The following is a 19327-nucleotide window of genomic DNA, read 5'->3' as shown; positions in this document are numbered from 1 at the left end:
TAATCTTTTCGTTTTCAACGTAAGCCGAGCCATTATTTTCCGAGAGGTTCGTAATATGTTGAATTTCTATCGGTAATGTAGAAAGGCTGCCGTCCTCATCCCAATAAAAATAGTGCTTCTCTGGATTATCTGGCAAATTATATCCCGCTGGAGCTTTTGTTTCTTTAGCGTAGTAAATGATATCCTCTTGGTAAATACCTTTAGAGTATACAATAGAAATCTGCCCCTTAGCATTAGTCTGATAAGGAGTACCGATAACCTCATCGTTACTATCATCCAGGTCTCCGTCATACTTGTAAACAGTAAATGTTGCTCCTTCTAAAGCTAAACCAAAATTATCCGCATCAACTTTGCTAATAATATAAGCTTTCTCAGTATCAAATCCAGAACTTGTTCCCGTTCTTTGCCAATGCACCGTTGTAGTGGTACTATCCGAACCGTTTGCTACACCTTCCAGTGTCGCCGTATTGTGAGGATAATAATAAGCGGCATTGTCTTCATTTGCTTTGGTTAATTGATATGAATATTTTAAAATATAAGGCGTTGAGTCTTTTAGAGTTACTACCAATGTATGATAGTGGTTTCCCCAACCATCGTCAGTAGAGGTGACTTTCCAAGACCACTCACTTGCTGGTACCTCTGTACCATCAGCATAATAAAGTTTGACAGAATCTTGAATTAAGTATTCTGAGACTTCATTTGACCAATTATGCATAGTATCAGTCAGGGTAATCTCATCAGAACCTTCAACTAAATCAGCACCTTCTGGATTGATATCTAAACTATAACTTAATTGGCGTTTTGCATTATCCCATTCCCCTGATTTAGAAATAGGTTTGGTATCTGTCCCCGGATTAGAACCACTATTCCCATCAAATGTTACGTTTTGCGTTTGATCATCCGAACCATATTCTTCACCATCAACGGTTACAGAAACATTATTAGTCAGGCTTTTTGTAATTTTAGCACCATCTACAGTAAAATCATCATAATGAGTTGTGAATGTGAGCCAAAAGCTAGTATTACCTCTAATGTTATTCTTCAAACTCTTACCATCAGTTGTGGTAAAGTTCAATGTTACTACACCAGCGTCCGAAATAGAACCATCTAACTTAATGTTATAGGTTCCCCAGCCATTAGCTCCCTCTGTGAGGATATCATTATCAATATTGGCAGCAATTTGCCCCCAACGTTGACCGTAAGTGAGACCTGTTAGACTAACTCCCTCTGGCAAAGTATCTGTAACTGTCATACTAGTTGCATTATCATCCAAATCAACTCTTACCATCCAAGTAACAGTCCCATCTGAGCTTGTAGTATTAGTTGTACCAGAGTTTCCATTACCATCCATTTTTACAACATTAGTATTTTCACTATAATCATATTCTTTAGTAACATTATGTGTTCCCGAGGTAATGGTGTTAGCATACTTCTGTGTTGAACTTTTATCTAAATCAATTGTTGATTTATAGTGAATACCTATATTGTTTGATGAGGTATAATCAGCTGTCAATGTTACCTTGAATTCAGTATAATGAACGGTATCACTTAAATCACTATAGCTAGTATAGTCACCGTAATTTGGTTGACGCGCTTCAAGAGTAAAGCGACCAGTACCGAAAATCTCTACCAGTCGATGATATAAATCCTCTAGTTGATCCTTAGTATACCAATGAATTTCCGAATTCTGATTATAAGGATCTTTCAAGGTATCTGTAAACACCGTTCCACTTCTAAGAACTCCTGAATTTGGCATCTCAATTTCCACTTCCCAAGTAAGTTCACTCAAGCCAGATGATGCGACTCCTTCTGCTGAAACTCCCTTAGTTAAACTTCCAGTTCCAGGTACCGTAACTTCGGTTTCTTTTGTAACTTGATCGTCTGATGTTGTGGTGTTACCGTCATCATCTAAAGTAACCTTATTCTTGATACTGCTTGAATCCCAGCCTAAACTTGACTGATCAACTGAAGTTGTATAAGTGATAGTATACTCATTGATATTTTTATTATCAGAAGTGGCACTAAATTTTATACCAGTGATTTTTCCATTAGAATATTGAAGAGTTGCCCCAGTATTCGGCGAAATGTTTACACTACTTGCTTGAGAAAACATCTCATCCGTTAGCAATGCTCCAGCTATATCATTATGGCTACTATTAACCTTAATTGTCCAAGTAATAGTTCCATCACTTGCATTATAGCTACCCTGCTTATCAACCTGATTAAGTGATAAAGTCACACTTGAACTACTTGAGTGAGTTTCCTTATCATCCTCATCGGTCTGAGATGTAGCTGTAACTGTATTATTAGCTGTTACCGGTGAACCAGCTGTCAGACCAGAAACTTTATAACGATATGTAACTGTGTAATAATGTCCAATAGGATTTCCACTAGAATCTACACCACCAGAAACCAGTTGAGGTAAAGTCATATTCAAAGTCTTATTTGATGCATTAAAGCTATAGGAATAAGTACCTGATGAAACATCTTCTGTTGATGTTACATTACCAGTGTTTCCTGCGTATGTCGATTTTGTAACACTTACAGAGTCAAGTGCAGATATTGAAACTCCAGATGCTGTAAGAACATCTTTAATATCAATTGAACTTGGTGTACCATATTTTGAGTCAACCCGTACCGTATATGTTATATATGGAGTATCACCATCATATGTAACTGACCCAGACTTCGAAGTAGTTAAGTCATAATTTTTTGAAATAACATCCTCAGGGATAGTTACCACTAGACTATCTGAATACTGAACTTTATAACTACCATCATTTTGTAAATGTGTAGATCCATAGGTCGCATCGTATTTTAACCACCCCGTTGATTGTGTTCCATCAATAATGTCATTAACGTAACTTTCAATAAAGGCAATTAAAATATAATATTTACCTGTTTGACTATCATAAGTAAATTTGTAAGTGTATGCATCAACTTGATTACTATCCTTACCAATATATTCTGTGTTAAGGTTGATGTCTTGACCAATAGCCGTATCATCAGGAAGCTCTAGGTAATAATATCTATCCGCATCCAGATGTGCTTTAGAAATCGTATAATCTAGTTCTAAATTAACTGTCAAAGTCTGTGTTGACAAATCTTCAACGGCACTGCTCTCATCATAGATGTATCCCGTCAAGTAATCTGAAAAATCAGCATACGTAACACCTGCAATAGTATAATTTGAGAAACTATCTGATTTAAAATTAACACTTGTAACACTATTCGAACTGTCCTGATTAATCGTTGTATCAGTCTGTTCTGTGAGGTCTTCCACCTTATTGACATCATTGTCCACAAAGTGATAGAGTTTCCAACCACTTTGTAGTTCAGAGTTTAAAACGGCATTTTTAAAGGCAATTGAAACATTGACATCCTTACTTGGTTCGACTTCCTTGCCACTTGCTGTGACAAACGAAATATCATATGTGTAAGCTTGTGCCAAAGTTTGCTTTGTTTCACTCAAAACAGACGTCAACTTGTCATTAATAGCGCTTGTATCTGATACTGGGCTGACTTTTAACGTAACAGGTTCTGAAAACGTGTTATCTTCGTATGTTGCCGTCACCGTAACATCTGATGTTTCAGCACTGAGACTTCCCGCGGCGACAGCATCTGGATCTGACGACTCTGTCTCTGCTTCTGATGTTGTTGTGCTACTATCTGTTACCTTTGAACTTTCTGCTTGACTGCTTTCTTCTTGACTGCTTTCTTCTTGCAAAGCTTCAGTAGTTGTTTCTTCCGAACTACTTACTGACTGAATAACAGAAGAACTGCTATCTGTACTAATTGTTAGGGCGGGTAAAATCAAAGCGTAAGTCGTGCTAAAGACAACAACAACAGATATTCCTAAAGCAATTTTTGCAACTAAGCTTTCTTGCAACCTTTTCTTTACTAAAGCCGCTAGTTTTATCCACAGCTTTTTCATAAGTACTCCTTTCTTTTTTCTATTCTATTGTTCCAAATCGTGTTAGTGGCCAAATTCTAAATGTTAGTTTACCTACTAGTTGCTCATCACTTACTGTGCCAACAGCATTGTTACGCGAATCAATTGAAACGCTTCGGTGATCTCCCATAACGAAGAATTTTCCGTCTGGAACTTGATAAGGCAAATCAATATTCGTTTCACCATAAGCCTTTTCATTTTCAGCAAGGTATGGCTCATCAATCTTTTCACCATCAACGTAGACATTCCCGTCCTCATCAATGTTGACCCATTGACCAGATGCCGCAATCACACGTTTCACCAAAACCTTATTATTGTAATAAAATGCAACGACATCACCCTGTTTCAAATTTTTACTACTAACAGAAACCACCATGTCTCCAGCCTTTAAGTTAGGCGTCATTGAATTTCCATAGATTTGTAAAACTGGCAACCAGATTGTCGCTACGAGTACGGCAATAGCCGCTACTGTAATCAATGTGAAAATCGTTCCTCTGAGCGTCCGAAAATAACGCTCTCGATACTTTACTTTGCTTAGTTCTTTTAATAGTTCCTTTGAATCAGGTAAATCACTTATGCTTATTTCTTGCGTCCTGACAGTACAAAACTTTTTCATTTTGACTACAAATCCTTTTTCGTTTCTAATGACTCCTAACAAACTCCTAGGCTTAATATGACAGCCTTTTTTAACCCGATCTCCTTTTTTACGACTTAATTTTATCCTCATATCTAGTAAAAAGCTATCACTTTTTATTTACAACCTGTAAATAAAAAGTGATAAAATTAAAAAAAAGATTGACAGAATGTTAATCTAATAGGGTTTGCATGGCGTAGATTCCTCAAAAAAAAGAAATTGTCTTTCTTTTCTAATAATGAGAAAAAATCGTGTTTTTTATGGTAGAATACAAATTATTATTGGAGGAAAATACAATGGCAAGATACACACGTGAAAAAATCATAGGTGCTTTTTTCGAATTAGTCACAGAAAATCCTCAAAAAACAAACTTTACCATCTCTGAAATTGCTTTAAAAGCTGGCGTCTCTAGACAAGCGATTTATCAGAAACACTTTAAGAATTTTAGTGAAATCATTACCTATGTCGATGACTACATCATCTGGGAAATTCGCCAATGGAGTCACCACTATGACAAAAAAAGAGATGGTAACCCTGTGGACTATGTTGCTGATAAGTTGCTACCCGTTCTTTACGATAAAAAAGAGCATTTAAAACTTCTACATACTGCCGCGATTACACAAACATTCGAAGATACCATTGTTAATGGTTTTGTAGAATGGGCATCAGAAATTATTCACCCCAAATGCGACATTTTTAATCTCCCCAAAGATGTCTTAATCAAAATTATCGTCGAACAAATTGCAGCTATTATCAAAATTTGGCTTCTTCAAGAAGAACCTGTACCACCCCAAGAATTTAAAAAAGACTTTTTAAAATTAACAAAAGCCCCTTTATATTCTTACTACACAATGGAAAATCAAAAAGCTAGAGATTAAATCTCTAGCTTTTTTGATTTTTTATGCTCCAATTCTTATAATATATAAAATTTTTATATATTATACTTGACTTTTAAATTAACCTGATTTATAGTTTATATATAAAATAATTATATATAAAAATTTTATATATTGTCAGAAAGGAATTTGCTATGTACTTTCCAACTTCTGCGACTGTGATTGAATTTCTTATTCTAGCTATCGTTGATAAAGAAGATTCTTATGGCTATGCCATCAGTCATACAATTAAAGAGGTGGCCAACATTAAGGAATCTACACTTTATCCCATCTTAAAAAAACTAGAAAAGGCGGGCTATTTGGACACCTACCAACAAGAATACCAAGGTCGTAAACGCAAATACTACACAACTACAGAAAGTGGTAAACAACAACTTGCCTTTCTAAAAGACGAATGGCAATTATACACCACTAAAATTGAGGAGATTGTCGAAGGGAGATTAGAGGATGACGAGAAGTGACTACTTGGCAAAACTAGATAAATACCTAAAAAAATTGCCAAAAGATGACTATCAAGAAGCCATGGACTACTTCAGAGAATATTTCGATGAAGCTGGTCCCGAAAATGAAGAAGCAGTTATTGCTGAACTAGGATCACCTAAAGATGCAGCGCACGACATTATTAGCCGATTACTCGATGAGAAGATTGTTGAAGATGAAAAATCACCTAAAAACAAGGCTATCATTATCTGGATTGCTATCCTTGCTATTCTAGCTAGCCCAGTTGCCCTACCACTTATTTTGGCGCTACTTATGGTTATTATTACCATTTTGGCGTTCGGAATTGCCATTATAGCCATGGTACTAGCTCTAGGAGTTGCCCTTTTAACATCTGGTGTTTACATGCTGATTGACAGTTGGTCTTATCTTAGTATCGCGCCATCAACAACAGCCTTGGGATTAGGATTGGGACTTTTATCACTCGGCTTAGCACTACTAGCTCTTTTAGCTGCTGGTGCTGTTGGGAAATTCGCAGTAAAAAGTATCGGCAAATTAATTCAAAAAGCGGCAAGTAAAAGGAGAAAATCATGAAAAAGTGGACAAAAATTGTTTTAGGTATCGGGATTGGAGCTAGTTTAGCAGGAGCTGGGCTAGCTGGAATTGGTCTGGCTACTGGAGGTTTAACAAAACTCAACCAAAAATACGAAGTTAAATCACACATCAAGCAAAGCAAAGTAACTCTTGACCAATTTAATAAAATTGATATTAATGCCTCAACCTTTGATGTTGTGGTTTCAAAAGTCGATATTGATAAACCTTTTATCTCATATTCAGACACAAAAAAACTCCCAGTCTCTTATCAGGTTACAAGCGATGGGACGCTTACCGTTAAACAAACTGGTGGCTGGCAAGATCACTCAACATCATTTAATTTCTTTAGCTTAAAAGACCTCATCAACCTTGCTAAAACCGGTACGATTACCAATAAGCACACCATTATTATTTCTATCCCTAAAAATATGGATATTCACTCCATAAAAACCAATTTAAAAACCGGTGATTTGCAATTCAGTGATGTGACTGCCGATTACGCCAACATCGAACTCAGTGCAGGGGTTTTAGATATTACCAACTGTAACTTTAATTCTGGTAAATTGACTATCGCTGTCGGAGAGGGAAATTTCCAAAACTGCAATCTAAACAAGTTCAGCCTAACAACAAGCACAGGTGATATTGATTTTGAAAATGGCAAAATCATTGACTCAAACATTGACATTTCACTCGGTGATTTTTCTGCAAATGGTATTAATTTGGAAGGTCTCAATACATTATCTAGCTCAACTGGAGACGTCGACATTACCCTTGCCAATAAAGAACTTACAGTTCAAGCTAGCAACAATATCGGAGATAGCGATATCTCTAGCTCCCTAATTCCTTCAACCAAAAACATCCTAAAAGTTGACGGTAATACCGGTGACATTACTATTAATTAAACTAAAAAGGTGCCGACACGGCACCTTTTTATATCTTAAAATAAAAATGTTAACAAAGCTAAAATAGCTAAACCACCTTGTTTAATAATAATTTTTCGATCAGCAGTCACACTACCATAAAGAGCTGCCAGAACAACATTCAAAAGGAAAATGACCACAACAGTTGCATTTCCTGTAAAGATACCGTAAAGCAAAAAGACAGCAATCAAACCATTATAAATTCCTTGGTTTTTAAATAGATTGGTTACAGATTCACGTTGCAGCTCTTCTTCTGACATGTTAAAGACACGCGCTGTTGCTTTAGACTGTGTCGCAAATGTCTCTAAATACATAATGTAAAAATGTTCCAAAGCTACTAAAGCAGCTAAAATCAGTGTAATAATTGACATATTTTCTCCTCTTTCTCATAATCTACAGATTTTACACACCTGTAAACTCATCGTAAACGTTTCTAAATTAATCGACTTTTGTTAAGTATACTAAAGCTTAAGACATTCTTCAAATGATTTGCCTACAAAAAAACAGAGGATAGGAAATCTATCACTCTGCATCTTGTTTTCTATAAATGATGACACCCAATACCATGAAAGCGATAAGGAATCCAGTTAAAACACCAACTTCTTTACCGATTGAGCATGTCATAGAAATGGTTTGACGTAAACCACTAACGATATATGACATTGGCATGTATGGATGTACGACTTGGAAGAATTTCGGACTAAGTTCGATTGGATATGAACCACCCGCAGAACCAACTTGTAATAACAACATGATCAATGATGCGAATGAACCATAACGATTATCCCATCCAACCAAAGCTGTTACAAGAGCCATCAATGTCCAACCACTCAAGATAATAAAGAGAAGGGTTTGCCAACCATAGTTAGCTTCAAATCCGAGGAATTGAATAGCACCGTATAGAATCAATGAACCTGCTGTTGAAATCAAACCATTAATGAATAGTTTTTGTTTTGCCCATTCAAAACGGTTCTTAACAGGACGTCCAGATAATGAATCTGCAAAGATAACATTTGTTGAAAGAGCGACAACCATAAGTGATACAGCAATCATATAAGGCGCCATACCGATACCATTTGTTTTCACGCTATCTTTATCTTTAGCAGTTGTAGTTACTGGCTCAGAAACTAGTTTTGCGTTTTTACTATCTACAGAAACCAATGATAATTGATGACTTGCATCAGATAATGAGCTTGTCAAGGTTGTCAATCCATCTGTCAAACTTGTCAATCCATTTGTCAATGTACCACTACCTGCAGCCAATTGACTTGAACCAGAAGCCAATTCTTGTGCCCCTGATTGCAATTTCTTAGCACCACTATTTAGCTTATCATTGTTTGCAGCTAACTTGTTAGCACCTGATGCAGCTTCACTTGCACCGCTTCTTAACTCATCACTTTTAGAATCGAGTTGATTAGCGCCATCTGTTGCTTTTTTAACACCGCCAGCTACTGCCTTACCACCGCTCACTAATTCTTCATTTTTCGCAGCTAAAGCTGAAGTTGCAAATTGAACTTGAGCAAGACCATTACTTAATTCAGGACTATTTAAAACAAGTTGATTGCTACCTGAGCTCAATTGAGAGGCTGCGGATAGTAACGCTTCATTATTACCAGTTATTTGGTTAGCTCCTGTAGTTAATTGTCCAACAGCTGATGTATAGCTAGAAATACCTGAAGCCAAAGCTGGAATACCTTGATCTGATGTCAAACCTGCTTTAAATTGCGTTAAACCATCTACTAATTGTTGACTTCCTGCACTAGCAGTTGAAGCATTAGCTTTTAAGGTAGCTACTTTATCAAGAAGAGCTGATAAATTCGTTAATTGTGCTGATAAATCTTGAAGTGAGGCAAGCTTTGTTTGAATACCTGAAATTTGACTTGTTAAATTATTTGCAGTTGTTGCACCATTATTAGTGATAGCAGCATCAATTTCAGCTTGTTGTTCTGGGCTAAGACCTTGGTAAGCAGACGTTGACTGTACTGCTGCCAAGTCTGAACTATTAATAGATGAAATCACTGAACTCATCGCAGACAAATCTTGTCCAAGTTGATTTAGATTATTAAGATTTTCTTGTAATCGTGAAGTGTCTGGCAAGCTTGTATTATTTAGTTCATTTTGAGTGGCTTGTAAGCCGTTATTTAGGCTAGTCGCACCTGCAATCAATTGTTCTAGATTATTACTACTTTCTGTTTGTAATTGATTAATACCATCAGTTAAATCTTTAGATTTGACATTTAATTGAGTCAAACCTGCTGAAAGCTGACTTACGCCGTTAGTATATGAAATTACTGCTGTTTCAAAGGCAGATTGACCTGCTGAGATTTTTGAAACACCATTAGCATACGCATTAAACCCTTGCGTTAATTGAGGCATTCCATTAGCGACTTGACCTTCAACAGTGGTATACTCTGACACACCTGCTGATAATTTATTAGCACCAGCTAGTAACTCTGGTAAACCAGCTGATAATTGTCCGACACCATTGGTATATGCTGAAACACCTCCAGAGAGTTTGTCAAGACCAGGTGCTAGTTTTCCAGCACCAGCTGTATATTCACCGAGACCATTAACAAGTGTTGTTGAACCATCAGCAAGTTGTTGGCTTCCTGAGGCAGCTTTATTCAAGTTATCAGTAATAGTTTGGCTACCTGATTCAAGTTTTTGGCTACCATCTACTAATTGATTACCACCATCACTAGCCTTTTTCAAACCATCTTGCAAGTCTGTCATGCTCTTGAAGACAGCTTTTGTATAAGTCTTCGTGATATTTTCTGAGACAGTATCCTTGAGCTTAGTCATTGCTGATTCACTCATTTTTGAAGCGACAACACTACGACCTGCTGTTGTTTGGTATTTAATGTTTAATTTCTCAGGATTATCTGTTAGCAAGCTTGATGCTTTTTCTGATAAATCTTCTGGTAAAGTGATAACCATATAATAGTCACCATCTTTTAACCCTTTATCAGCTTTTTTCTGACTAACAAAATGATAATCAAGAGCTTTATTTTTAGACATGCTGTCTACCATGTCATCGCCGATTTTTAAAGTTTTATCATTTAGCGTTGCTGACTTATCCTCATTGACAACTGCCACTGGCAAATTCTCTACATTCCCATAAGGATCCCACATAGAGCCTAAGAATGACAAGTTATAAAGAGCTGGAACAAGCGCAACCCCAATCATTGTCACCCAAAGTTTGGGACTTTTAATAAGTGCTTTTAATTCTTCTAACATATTTTCTCCTAATTTAGACACACTGTTCAAAAATTATGATAAAATATATTATACAAGGATATGAAATAATTTCAAGTCGAAAGGAGGAGTTTTTGGACACTCTGTCTAAAGCTGTTCAAAAGATTATCATTATGGCACATGACAACCGTAAAGCAAACACTAAAAAAGCTATTCAAGAAGCTATGGTTAGCCTTTTGAAATCAGAGAGTTTCGATGATATCACAACCATAAAATTAGCCAAAGAAGCCGGTATTAGCCGCTCTAGCTTCTACACACACTATAAAGATAAATTCGAGCTAATCGATTCTTGCCAACAAACTCTCTTCAATCAAGTCGAGTATATCTTCGAAAAGCATGAAGGAAATAAAGCACAAGCCTTTTTAGAAATCTTCGAATTTCTAAAACGTGAACAACTATTATCAGCTTTAATTTCAGCTAACGGAACTCGTGAATTTCAGGCCTTCATTGTCAATAAGGTACGCATCTTCATTAATACTGATTTACAAGACAGATTTGGCCGCGATGAGCTAACTCCAACTGAGAGAGAATACAGTAGTATTTATTTCGCTTACGCCTTTTTCGGACTTTGCCAATCATGGATTGCAAAAGGAAAAAAAGAATCACCTCGACAAATGACTAACCTTATCTTAAAGCTATTACCTTTGTAAAAACTCCTCTCACTATGATCACCTATCGGTGATCTTTTTTGAAAAAGAAAAAAACCACGGTAAAAGCCGTGGTTTTAAATACTTCAATAAACTGAGAATTAAAGCATTTTGTTGTAGTATTCAACGATAAGTGCTTCGTTGATTTCTGGGTTGATTTCGTCGCGTTCTGGAAGACGAGTCAATGAACCTTCAAGTTTTTCAGCGTCGAATGATACGAATGCTGGACGTCCAAGAGTAGCTTCAACAGCTTCAAGGATAGCAGGTACTTTAGCTGATTTTTCACGAACTGAGATAACTTGACCTGGAGTTACGCGGTATGAAGGGATATCAACACGTTTACCGTCAACAAGGATGTGACCGTGGTTAACGAATTGACGAGCTTGACGACGAGTAGTTGCAAGACCTAAACGGTAAACAACGTTGTCAAGACGACGTTCCAAAAGAACCATAAAGTTGAAACCAAGAGTTCCACCTTTAATCTTAGTAGCTTGTACGAACAAGTTACGGAATTGTTTTTCACCTACACCGTAAGTGAAACGAAGTTTTTGTTTTTCAGCCAATTGCAAACCGTATTCAGAAAGTTTACTACGGTTGTTAGGACCGTGTTGACCAGGCACGTAGTTACGACGTGCCAATTCTTTACCTGTACCTGTAAGAGACAAGCCAAGGCGACGTGATTGTTTCCATGATGGACCTGTATAACGTGACATTTAAAATGTCCTCCTATAAAATAAAAATTTTGTAGGAAATAACAATTTAGAGAATCCTGATTCGTGCAGTTGACTTTCATCTAAACAGCCAAGATTACTTTTCCGACTTCTAGGAGCTTTTCTATAGAAAGAAAAACTGTAGAAGAGCCAACTGTTGACGAGCTTCATACTCTCCTGCTATTATTTCACACAAAGCATAGTTTAACATAAAAAAAAGGCTCTGTAAAGCCTTTTGTATGTTAATTCTTAGATAAAATTAATCAAAATAACGAATCAATGTTTTTTCAGTTAAAATATCTGAATAAGTGTATGATTCTACATAAGAATTATTAATGGCACCAGGTACATCAGAATTTTCGTTGTATTCAACGATAAACAATGATGGGTATACTTCTGTCAAACGGCCAATTTTGTTTTTTTCACGTTTACGACCATTTTCAAGCGTCAATTCAACTAATTGACCTTCGTGGGCTTTAATATCTTCTTTGATTTTCTTCATTTTAGCAACGTCTGCAAATGCATCACTCATCTTTTATCTTACTCCTTATCTTTATTAACGCTCTTCGAATTGCGCAATACTAGAAAATTTATTATATTCTTTTTGGAAAATTAATTTCACGGTTCCACGCGCACCAGAACGGTTTTTCTCCAAGATAACTTCAATCGTATTATCTTCAACGGCATCTTCGTTATCTTCACCTTCACGGCGATAATAATCATCACGATATAAGAAAGCTACAATATCGGCATCTTGCTCGATAGAACCAGATTCACGAATATCTGACAAAACTGGTCGTTTATCTTGACGCTGTTCAACACCACGAGACAACTGACTCAAGGCAATAACAGGAACCTTCAATTCCTTAGCCAAAATCTTCAATTGACGTGAAATATCAGAAACCTCTTGTTGACGGTTTTCAGGACGTGTCCCTGTAATCAACTGAAGGTAGTCAATAACAATCAGACCAAGACCGCCTTCAACTTCTTGCGATAGCTTACGTGCACGCGCGCGAATCTCAGTAATTTTAATCCCTGGTGTATCATCAATATAAATTGGTGCGTCCGCCAAGGCTCCTTGAGCAATGGTGATATTATTCCATTCCTGATCTGTTAACTGACCTGTTCTAAGATTATGGGAATCAACCATTCCCTCTGCAGCTAACATACGGTCAACCAAGCTTTCAGCTCCCATTTCCAGAGAAAAGATGGCTACTGGTCTATTTTGCTTAGTTCCAACATTCTGCGCAATATTTAAAGCAAAAGCTGTTTTCCCGACGGCTGGACGCGCCGCTAGAATGACTAACTGATCAGGGTGTAAACCTGTTGTAATCTTATCCAAATCACGAAAACCTGTCGGCAAACCAGTAACATCACTCGTTTGACGTGAACGAATTTCTAAGTTTTCATAGTTAACCTTCAAGACGTCTGAAATCTTGCGAAAACCACTACGATTGCTGTGTTCATTAATCTCAATAAGAGCTTTTTCTGCTCCAGCAATCACGTCTTCTGAATCTGTAGCTCCTTCATAAGCCAGGTTTACAGTTTCTGTCAACCTAGAGATAATATTACGCAGCATTGCCTTCTCAGCAACAATCTTAGCATAATACTCTGCATTGGCACTTGTTGGCACACTGTTGACCAATTCAACAATATATGACAAGCCACCAATATTTTGCAAATCACCTTGGTCATCAAGAATTGTTCTCACTGTTGTAGCATCGATAGCCTCATTACGATCACTCAAAGTAATCATTGCTTTAAAAATAACTCGGTGAGAGTATTTATAAAAATCATCTGGGCTAACAAATTCACGAACAGTGATGAGTTTATCTGGCGAGATAAAAATAGAACCTAAGACAGATTGCTCTGCTAATAAATCCTGTGGCTGAACTCTCAATTCTGGCTCTTCTGCCAATCTTTTCACCTCCCCTAGTAAGCTCAAATCTTAATTATGCTTCTTTAATGTTTAATTTAATTTCAGCAGTTACTTCTTTATGTAATTTCACAGGTACTTCAACAGAGCCAATTGCGCGAATCGGGTGATCTAAAGCAATTGAACGTTTGTTGATTTTTAAACCGAATTGTTTCGACAATTCTTCTACAATTTTTTTAGCTGTAATTGAACCAAATGTACGTCCATCAGGACCAACTTTTTCAGTGAATTTAACAACAGTTTCTTCTTTTTCAAGTTCAGCTTTAAGAGCTTTAGCTTCAGCTAACACTTCAGCTTGTGCTTTTTCTTCTGATTTTTGTTTACCTTTTAATTCACCAATGGCTTGGTTAGTAGCTTCTTTAGCAAGATTTTTCTTAATCAAGAAGTTTTGAGCATAACCTGTTGGAACTTCTTTGATTTCACCTTTTTTACCTTTTCCTTTGACATCTGCTAGAAAAATTACTTTCATCTCTCTGCCTCCATATTTTCTCTTAAATCATTTTCAATCACATCAAGTAAAACACCCTCGGCTTGGCTCACTGACATATTTTCTAACTGACAAGCAGCTAGAGTAAAGTGACCACCGCCACCAAGTTCTTCCATCATGCGCTGAACATTAATCTTACTACGGCTACGTGCTGAAACAGCAACTTTATTAGGAGCCACTTGCACCAAAACAAATGTCGCCTCGATACCTGCTAAAGATAACATGGTATCAGCTGCTTTACTAGCAACTACTTTACTATAATTAACACCATCACGACCACTGGCAACGATGATGTTATCATAAATTTTTCGGCCTCTAAGAATTAATTCATTAACCAATCGATATTCCTCAAAATCAGTTTGAGAAATGTTTTGAATTTCGATACTATCACTACCATGTGCTCGTAGATAGCTTGCAACATCAAACGTTCTGCTCGTTACACTTGCTGAGAAGTTCTTCGTATCAAGCATAATACCAGCCATTAAGACGCTCGCTTGAATTTTACTTAGATGCTTCCTAGCATTCTGGAATTGAATTAGCTCTGTAACCAACTCACTTGCGCTACTTGCTCCGCTTTCAATGAAAGTCAAGATAGCATTTTCTGGGAAATTATCATCACGACGATGATGATCCACGACAATCACATCTGTAAATTTATTGTAAAGCTTTTGCGATAAGGTTAAGTCAATCTTAGAATGATCAACCATAATCAACAATGAGCGTTCTGTCAGCATTGACAAGGCTTGCTTGATAGTAATTAATTTAGTTTTTGCATCGTCTTGCAGTCTTTGTACAGCACGCGTAATATCTGGACTCATTTCGTCTGGATTATAGACAACATAAGACTCTTCGTTAATATTACTTGCAAAGAATTGCATCCCTACAGCTGATCCAAGAGCATCCATATCAATATTGCGGTGACCAACAACAAACACACGGTCAACACCTTTAATGTGATCTGAAATAGCTGTCATCATGGCACGTGTACGTGTACGTGTACGCTTAACAGTAGATACTGAACCACCACCAAAATACAACGGCTTCTTATGCTCATCATTTTCACAAATAACAACCTGATCTCCACCACGTACAAGCGCAGTATTTAAATTCTGCAAGGCTACTTGTCCAATTTGTTGATGGTTATCATCTCCGTAAGAAACACCCATACTAAGTGTTAACGGTAAGTTGTGCTCTTCTTTAGCCTGTTTTCGAAAAGCTTCTAAAACATCAAATTTATCATCAATCAAACTACTCAAAACAGCATAATCTGTGAAGAAGTAGAATCGGTCCATATTGACACGACGATAAAAAATATTTTTTGACTTCGTGAAATTCGAAATAAAGTTTGCAATAAAGCTATTGATTTGTGAAATCTCAGCATCTGATAAATCATCTGTCACATCATCGTAATTATCGATGGAAATAATTCCAATAACTGGACGCAAAAGGGCTGCATCTCCCAACTGACGATTCCCCATAGATGTATCAAAGAAATAGAAAATCCCCGTTGAAGAATCGATGTAAGATGAGTACTTATTGCCATTTAACTCAAATGTCTGAGTGGCGTCCCCTTCTCGCTTAGCCCCAATAATTCTACGAATGACGTCATCCTCAAACTCTCCTTCTTCACTAGTGAAAATGAGCTCTGCATATGGATTAAACCACTCTACCTCGTTTGTTTCTTGATCAAACTGAACAACACCAACTGGCATTTGTTCTAGAAGATGTTTTAGACCAACTTCCGTTTGGTTGTTTAATAATTCAATTTGTTCAAGTTCCGATAACTCATAATTTTCTTTCTGATAGTAGAGCAAAGCTACAAGTAAAGAAAGCGCCAAAAAGATTGCAGCTAAGATAGCTGACTCCGTCTGAAAAAGTCTGACACAAATAGCCAAGATGCCAAATAAAATAAGGCCAATCATGACTAAGTGGATAGTTGCAAATCGAAATCTTTTCATTGGTTAACCTCTTAGCTTACAATTATACCATAAAACAGCCTTAATTTATAGTAGGAAAGCAGAAAAGCAACCCCAGTTAATAAGGGTTGCTTTCTTGTTTTAATGATACTTAATCTTCTTGGTTACGATGGTGTTTTTGTTTACCTTCCAAGTAAACCATCAAGATAGAAATATCAGCTGGGTTAACCCCTGAAATACGGCTTGCTTGTCCGATAGTTTCAGGATTAATTTTCTTGAATTTTTGACGAGCTTCTGTCGCAATAGAATCGATATCATCCCAGTCAATATTAGCAGGGATGCGTTTTTCTTCCATGCGTTTCATCTTGGCTACTTGATCTAGAGCTTTATTGATGTAACCTTCGTATTTAATTTCTGTTTCCAAAAGTTCAATTACTTTGCTATCAAGTTTTTCTTCAGCTGGACCAACAAAACTTGTCGCAATTTCATAATTGATTTCAGGACGACGCATGAATTCTTTTGCTGTCAATGCATCTGTCAACGGTTTGAAACCTAGTGCTTCAATACGTGCGTTAGTTTCCTTAACAGGTTTAATTTTAAGAGTTGACAATCTTGTCAACTCGTTGTCAAATTGACGTTTACGGTTCAAGAAACGTTCATAACGTTCTTCATCAACCAAACCAACACGGTGACCAATTTCAGTCAAACGCATATCTGCATTATCATGACGCAAAATCAATCGATATTCAGCACGACTTGTTAGCAAACGGTAAGGTTCCAAAGTTCCTTTTGTTACCAAATCATCAATCATAACACCGATATAAGCATCACTACGTTTAAGAATCATTTCTGGCTTACCTTGAACCTTCAACGCAGCATTGATACCAGCAACAATCCCTTGACCTGCAGCTTCTTCGTAACCTGATGTACCATTGGTTTGACCAGCTGTAAAGAGACCTGAAATTTTCTTAGTTTCAAGCGTTGCGCGCAATTGGTGTGGCAAAACGATATCGTACTCAATCGCATATCCTGTACGCATCATTTCGGCATTTTCAAGTCCTTTGATAGAATGAACTAATTCTTTTTGAACATCTTCAGGAAGACTTGTTGACAAACCTTGAATGTAAACTTCTTCAGTTTCACGCCCTTCTGGTTCCAAGAAGAGTTGGTGACGTTCCTTGTCTGCAAAACGAACAATTTTATCTTCAATAGATGGACAATAACGAGGACCTACCCCTTTAACAATACCTGAGAACATTGGAGCACGATAAAGGTTTTTGTTAATAATATCGTGACTAGTTTGGTTAGTATAGGTCAACCAGCAAGGAATTTGGTCTTTGAGGTAATCTTCATCATTAGACATGAATGAGAAATGATTTGGTTTTTCATCACCTGGTTGAATTTCTGTTTCATCATAATTAATAGAACTTGCTTTGACACGTGGAGGTGTCCCTGTTTTGAAACGTCCAATTTCAAGTCCAAGTTCTTTCAAATTATCTGCAAGTCCAATTGAAGCTAGGCTGTTATTTGGACCAGATGAATATTTGAGTTCACCCAAAATAATTTCACCGCGAAGAGCTGTACCAGTTGTGATAACGACAGCTTTAGCTGAAAATTTTTGATTAGTAGCTGTGCGAACACCAACAACTTTTCCATCTTCAACTAAAACTTCTTCAATCATTGACTGACGTAATGTCAAATTATCTTGCTGTTCAACAGTATGCTTCATTGTACGAGAGTAAAGCGCCTTATCAGCTTGTGCACGAAGAGCACGTACAGCAGGACCTTTACCAGTATTAAGCATTTTCATTTGGATGTAAGTCTTGTCAATGTTCTTACCCATTTCTCCACCAAGAGCATCGATTTCACGAACGACGATACCTTTGGCAGAACCTCCAATAGCAGGGTTACATGGCATAAAGGATAACATTTCCAAATTGATTGTTGCGAGCATTGTTTTACAACCCATACGAGCTGCAGCCAAACTAGCTTCTACACCAGCATGCCCAGCACCAACAACAATTACATCATAATTTTCAGCAAATTCATGTGTCATGATTCAATTACAATATCAAGTAAACCTTTGCCAATCTTTTTATCAAATTAAAGTAATCAAAAGATTAGCTAAGCTACTCAAAGCATTCCTTTCCAAATATAAAATACGATTAGTAAAACAAAAAACGGTCAAAACCCTCGAAAATTGTGCGGCAAAAACGCACAATTCTCATGAGCTTTGACCATCATGATTATTGTTATGATTATTGTATCAAATTAAGTTAAAATGTCAATTTAATTGCCGATAATTTTTCGAGCAATAGTTGATTTTTCCCATTAGTCATAAGATAGTTATAAAAACTTTCTCGGCATAAGATTTTTCGAAGAAGGTTTTGATCGAGTTGATCTAGGATATCACTAAAAGAGCGTTTGGTGATAGTCGCTAACTTAACCAAGTTGTCAGCATCTTGCCGTTTACGTTCAGCGTCTTCTTTTGGATATCCACAACCGAACTCATCTTCAAATAACTTATCTAGAGTGTACTGTAAATTTAGCTCACCTGACCACCCAAAATTTAAGCCTAATAGCAAAGAAACAACATTGCCATTATTAATACGACCAAAAAGATAAGCATCTTGTGGTGTTTGAATAAAGCCACAACGCAAGCCAGGTAAACTATTACAAGCAAGCATCATCCCTTGACCAGATGAACAACCAGTCACCACAAAATCTAGACTTTGTGTTTCAATCAACAAGCTTACCATAACAGCCACTTCAACATATGAAAAGTTTGCTGTTTCATTTGGGAACATTCCAAAGTTAACAACTTCGTGTAGTCCCTTTACAGCTTTCTGCACTGATTGAAATAAGAGGTCATTTATATCTGACCTTGTACTCGCTTGAATAACTCCCACTCTCATAAGATAATCTCCTAGCATCATTCCCAA

Annotated in this window: 16 protein-coding genes; 5 read left to right on the top strand and 11 right to left on the bottom strand. The window is 36.9% G+C overall.

Annotated features, from left to right (window positions below; genetic code table 11):
• On the bottom strand, positions 1 to 3934 hold a 3934-nt coding region (locus tag B4D49_RS07410), incomplete at its 3' end, for a SpaA isopeptide-forming pilin-related protein (RefSeq protein ID WP_286783657.1).
• A gap of 19 nt (positions 3935 to 3953) precedes the next feature.
• Positions 3954 to 4568 (bottom strand): signal peptidase I, encoded by a 615-nt coding sequence (gene lepB / locus B4D49_RS07405; protein WP_132869791.1) that lies wholly within the window; start codon positions 4566 to 4568, stop codon positions 3954 to 3956.
• Between the two features lie 314 nt (positions 4569 to 4882).
• On the opposite strand from lepB, the gene B4D49_RS07400 reads away from it, so the two are divergent.
• From B4D49_RS07400 to B4D49_RS07385, 4 genes are all read left to right on the top strand, one after another.
• Positions 4883 to 5464, top strand: a complete 582-nt coding sequence (locus tag B4D49_RS07400; protein ID WP_199544871.1) for a TetR/AcrR family transcriptional regulator — start codon at positions 4883 to 4885, stop codon at positions 5462 to 5464.
• A gap of 152 nt (positions 5465 to 5616) precedes the next feature.
• Positions 5617 to 5943: a PadR family transcriptional regulator gene (locus B4D49_RS07395; protein ID WP_132869467.1), complete on the top strand. Its 327-nt coding sequence runs from the start codon at positions 5617 to 5619 to the stop codon at positions 5941 to 5943.
• Positions 5930 to 6514, top strand: coding sequence for a DUF1700 domain-containing protein (locus B4D49_RS07390; RefSeq protein ID WP_132869466.1), 585 nt, complete (start codon positions 5930 to 5932; stop codon positions 6512 to 6514). Before B4D49_RS07395 ends, B4D49_RS07390 begins: the two co-directional genes overlap by 14 nt.
• A complete protein-coding gene (locus B4D49_RS07385) occupies positions 6511 to 7416 on the top strand; it encodes a DUF4097 family beta strand repeat-containing protein (RefSeq protein WP_286783656.1) in 906 nt (301 codons plus the stop codon). Before B4D49_RS07390 ends, B4D49_RS07385 begins: the two co-directional genes overlap by 4 nt.
• Positions 7417 to 7451: 35 nt before the next feature.
• Here B4D49_RS07385 and B4D49_RS07380 read toward each other — a convergent pair whose 3' ends face one another.
• Both B4D49_RS07380 and B4D49_RS07375 read right to left on the bottom strand, forming a co-directional pair.
• Positions 7452 to 7805, bottom strand: a complete 354-nt coding sequence (locus B4D49_RS07380) for a DUF1304 domain-containing protein (protein ID WP_074965511.1) — start codon at positions 7803 to 7805, stop codon at positions 7452 to 7454.
• Positions 7806 to 7956: 151 nt separating this feature from the next.
• On the bottom strand, positions 7957 to 10671 hold the full coding sequence (locus B4D49_RS07375; protein WP_286783655.1) for a YhgE/Pip domain-containing protein: 2715 nt from the start codon (positions 10669 to 10671) through the stop codon (positions 7957 to 7959).
• A gap of 131 nt (positions 10672 to 10802) precedes the next feature.
• On the opposite strand from B4D49_RS07375, the gene B4D49_RS07370 reads away from it, so the two are divergent.
• The gene (locus B4D49_RS07370) at positions 10803 to 11339 is read left to right on the top strand and encodes a TetR/AcrR family transcriptional regulator (RefSeq protein ID WP_199544944.1); all 537 of its coding nucleotides are present in this window, start codon (positions 10803 to 10805) and stop codon (positions 11337 to 11339) included.
• 98 nt (positions 11340 to 11437) lie between these two features.
• Here B4D49_RS07370 and rpsD read toward each other — a convergent pair whose 3' ends face one another.
• The 7 genes from rpsD to B4D49_RS07335 form a co-directional block, all read right to left on the bottom strand.
• The gene (gene rpsD / locus B4D49_RS07365; protein WP_014295480.1) at positions 11438 to 12049 is read right to left on the bottom strand and encodes a 30S ribosomal protein S4; all 612 of its coding nucleotides are present in this window, start codon (positions 12047 to 12049) and stop codon (positions 11438 to 11440) included.
• A gap of 256 nt (positions 12050 to 12305) precedes the next feature.
• Positions 12306 to 12578, bottom strand: a complete 273-nt coding sequence (locus B4D49_RS07360) for a Veg family protein (RefSeq protein WP_004233634.1) — start codon at positions 12576 to 12578, stop codon at positions 12306 to 12308.
• A 24-nt stretch (positions 12579 to 12602) separates the two neighbouring features.
• Positions 12603 to 13964, bottom strand: coding sequence for a replicative DNA helicase (gene dnaB / locus B4D49_RS07355; RefSeq protein ID WP_074482289.1), 1362 nt, complete (start codon positions 13962 to 13964; stop codon positions 12603 to 12605).
• Positions 13965 to 13998: 34 nt separating this feature from the next.
• Entirely contained in the window at positions 13999 to 14451 is a 453-nt protein-coding gene (rplI, locus tag B4D49_RS07350) for a 50S ribosomal protein L9 (RefSeq protein WP_199544873.1), read from the bottom strand.
• Positions 14448 to 16427, bottom strand: a complete 1980-nt coding sequence (locus tag B4D49_RS07345; protein WP_199544874.1) for a DHH family phosphoesterase — start codon at positions 16425 to 16427, stop codon at positions 14448 to 14450. Before B4D49_RS07345 ends, rplI begins: the two co-directional genes overlap by 4 nt.
• Before the next feature lie 109 nt (positions 16428 to 16536).
• A complete protein-coding gene (gene mnmG, locus B4D49_RS07340; RefSeq protein ID WP_132868805.1) occupies positions 16537 to 18441 on the bottom strand; it encodes a tRNA uridine-5-carboxymethylaminomethyl(34) synthesis enzyme MnmG in 1905 nt (634 codons plus the stop codon).
• Between the two features lie 220 nt (positions 18442 to 18661).
• Entirely contained in the window at positions 18662 to 19300 is a 639-nt protein-coding gene (locus B4D49_RS07335; RefSeq protein WP_286783654.1) for an RpiB/LacA/LacB family sugar-phosphate isomerase, read from the bottom strand.
• Between the last annotated feature and the right edge of the window lie 27 nt (positions 19301 to 19327).

Source organism: Streptococcus sp. UBA4344, from assembly GCF_002393675.1.
GTDB classification, from domain to species: Bacteria; Bacillota; Bacilli; order Lactobacillales; family Streptococcaceae; genus Streptococcus; species Streptococcus vicugnae.
Note: the sequence above shows the minus strand (reverse complement) of the source record. Positions and strands in the feature narration are given on the sequence as shown.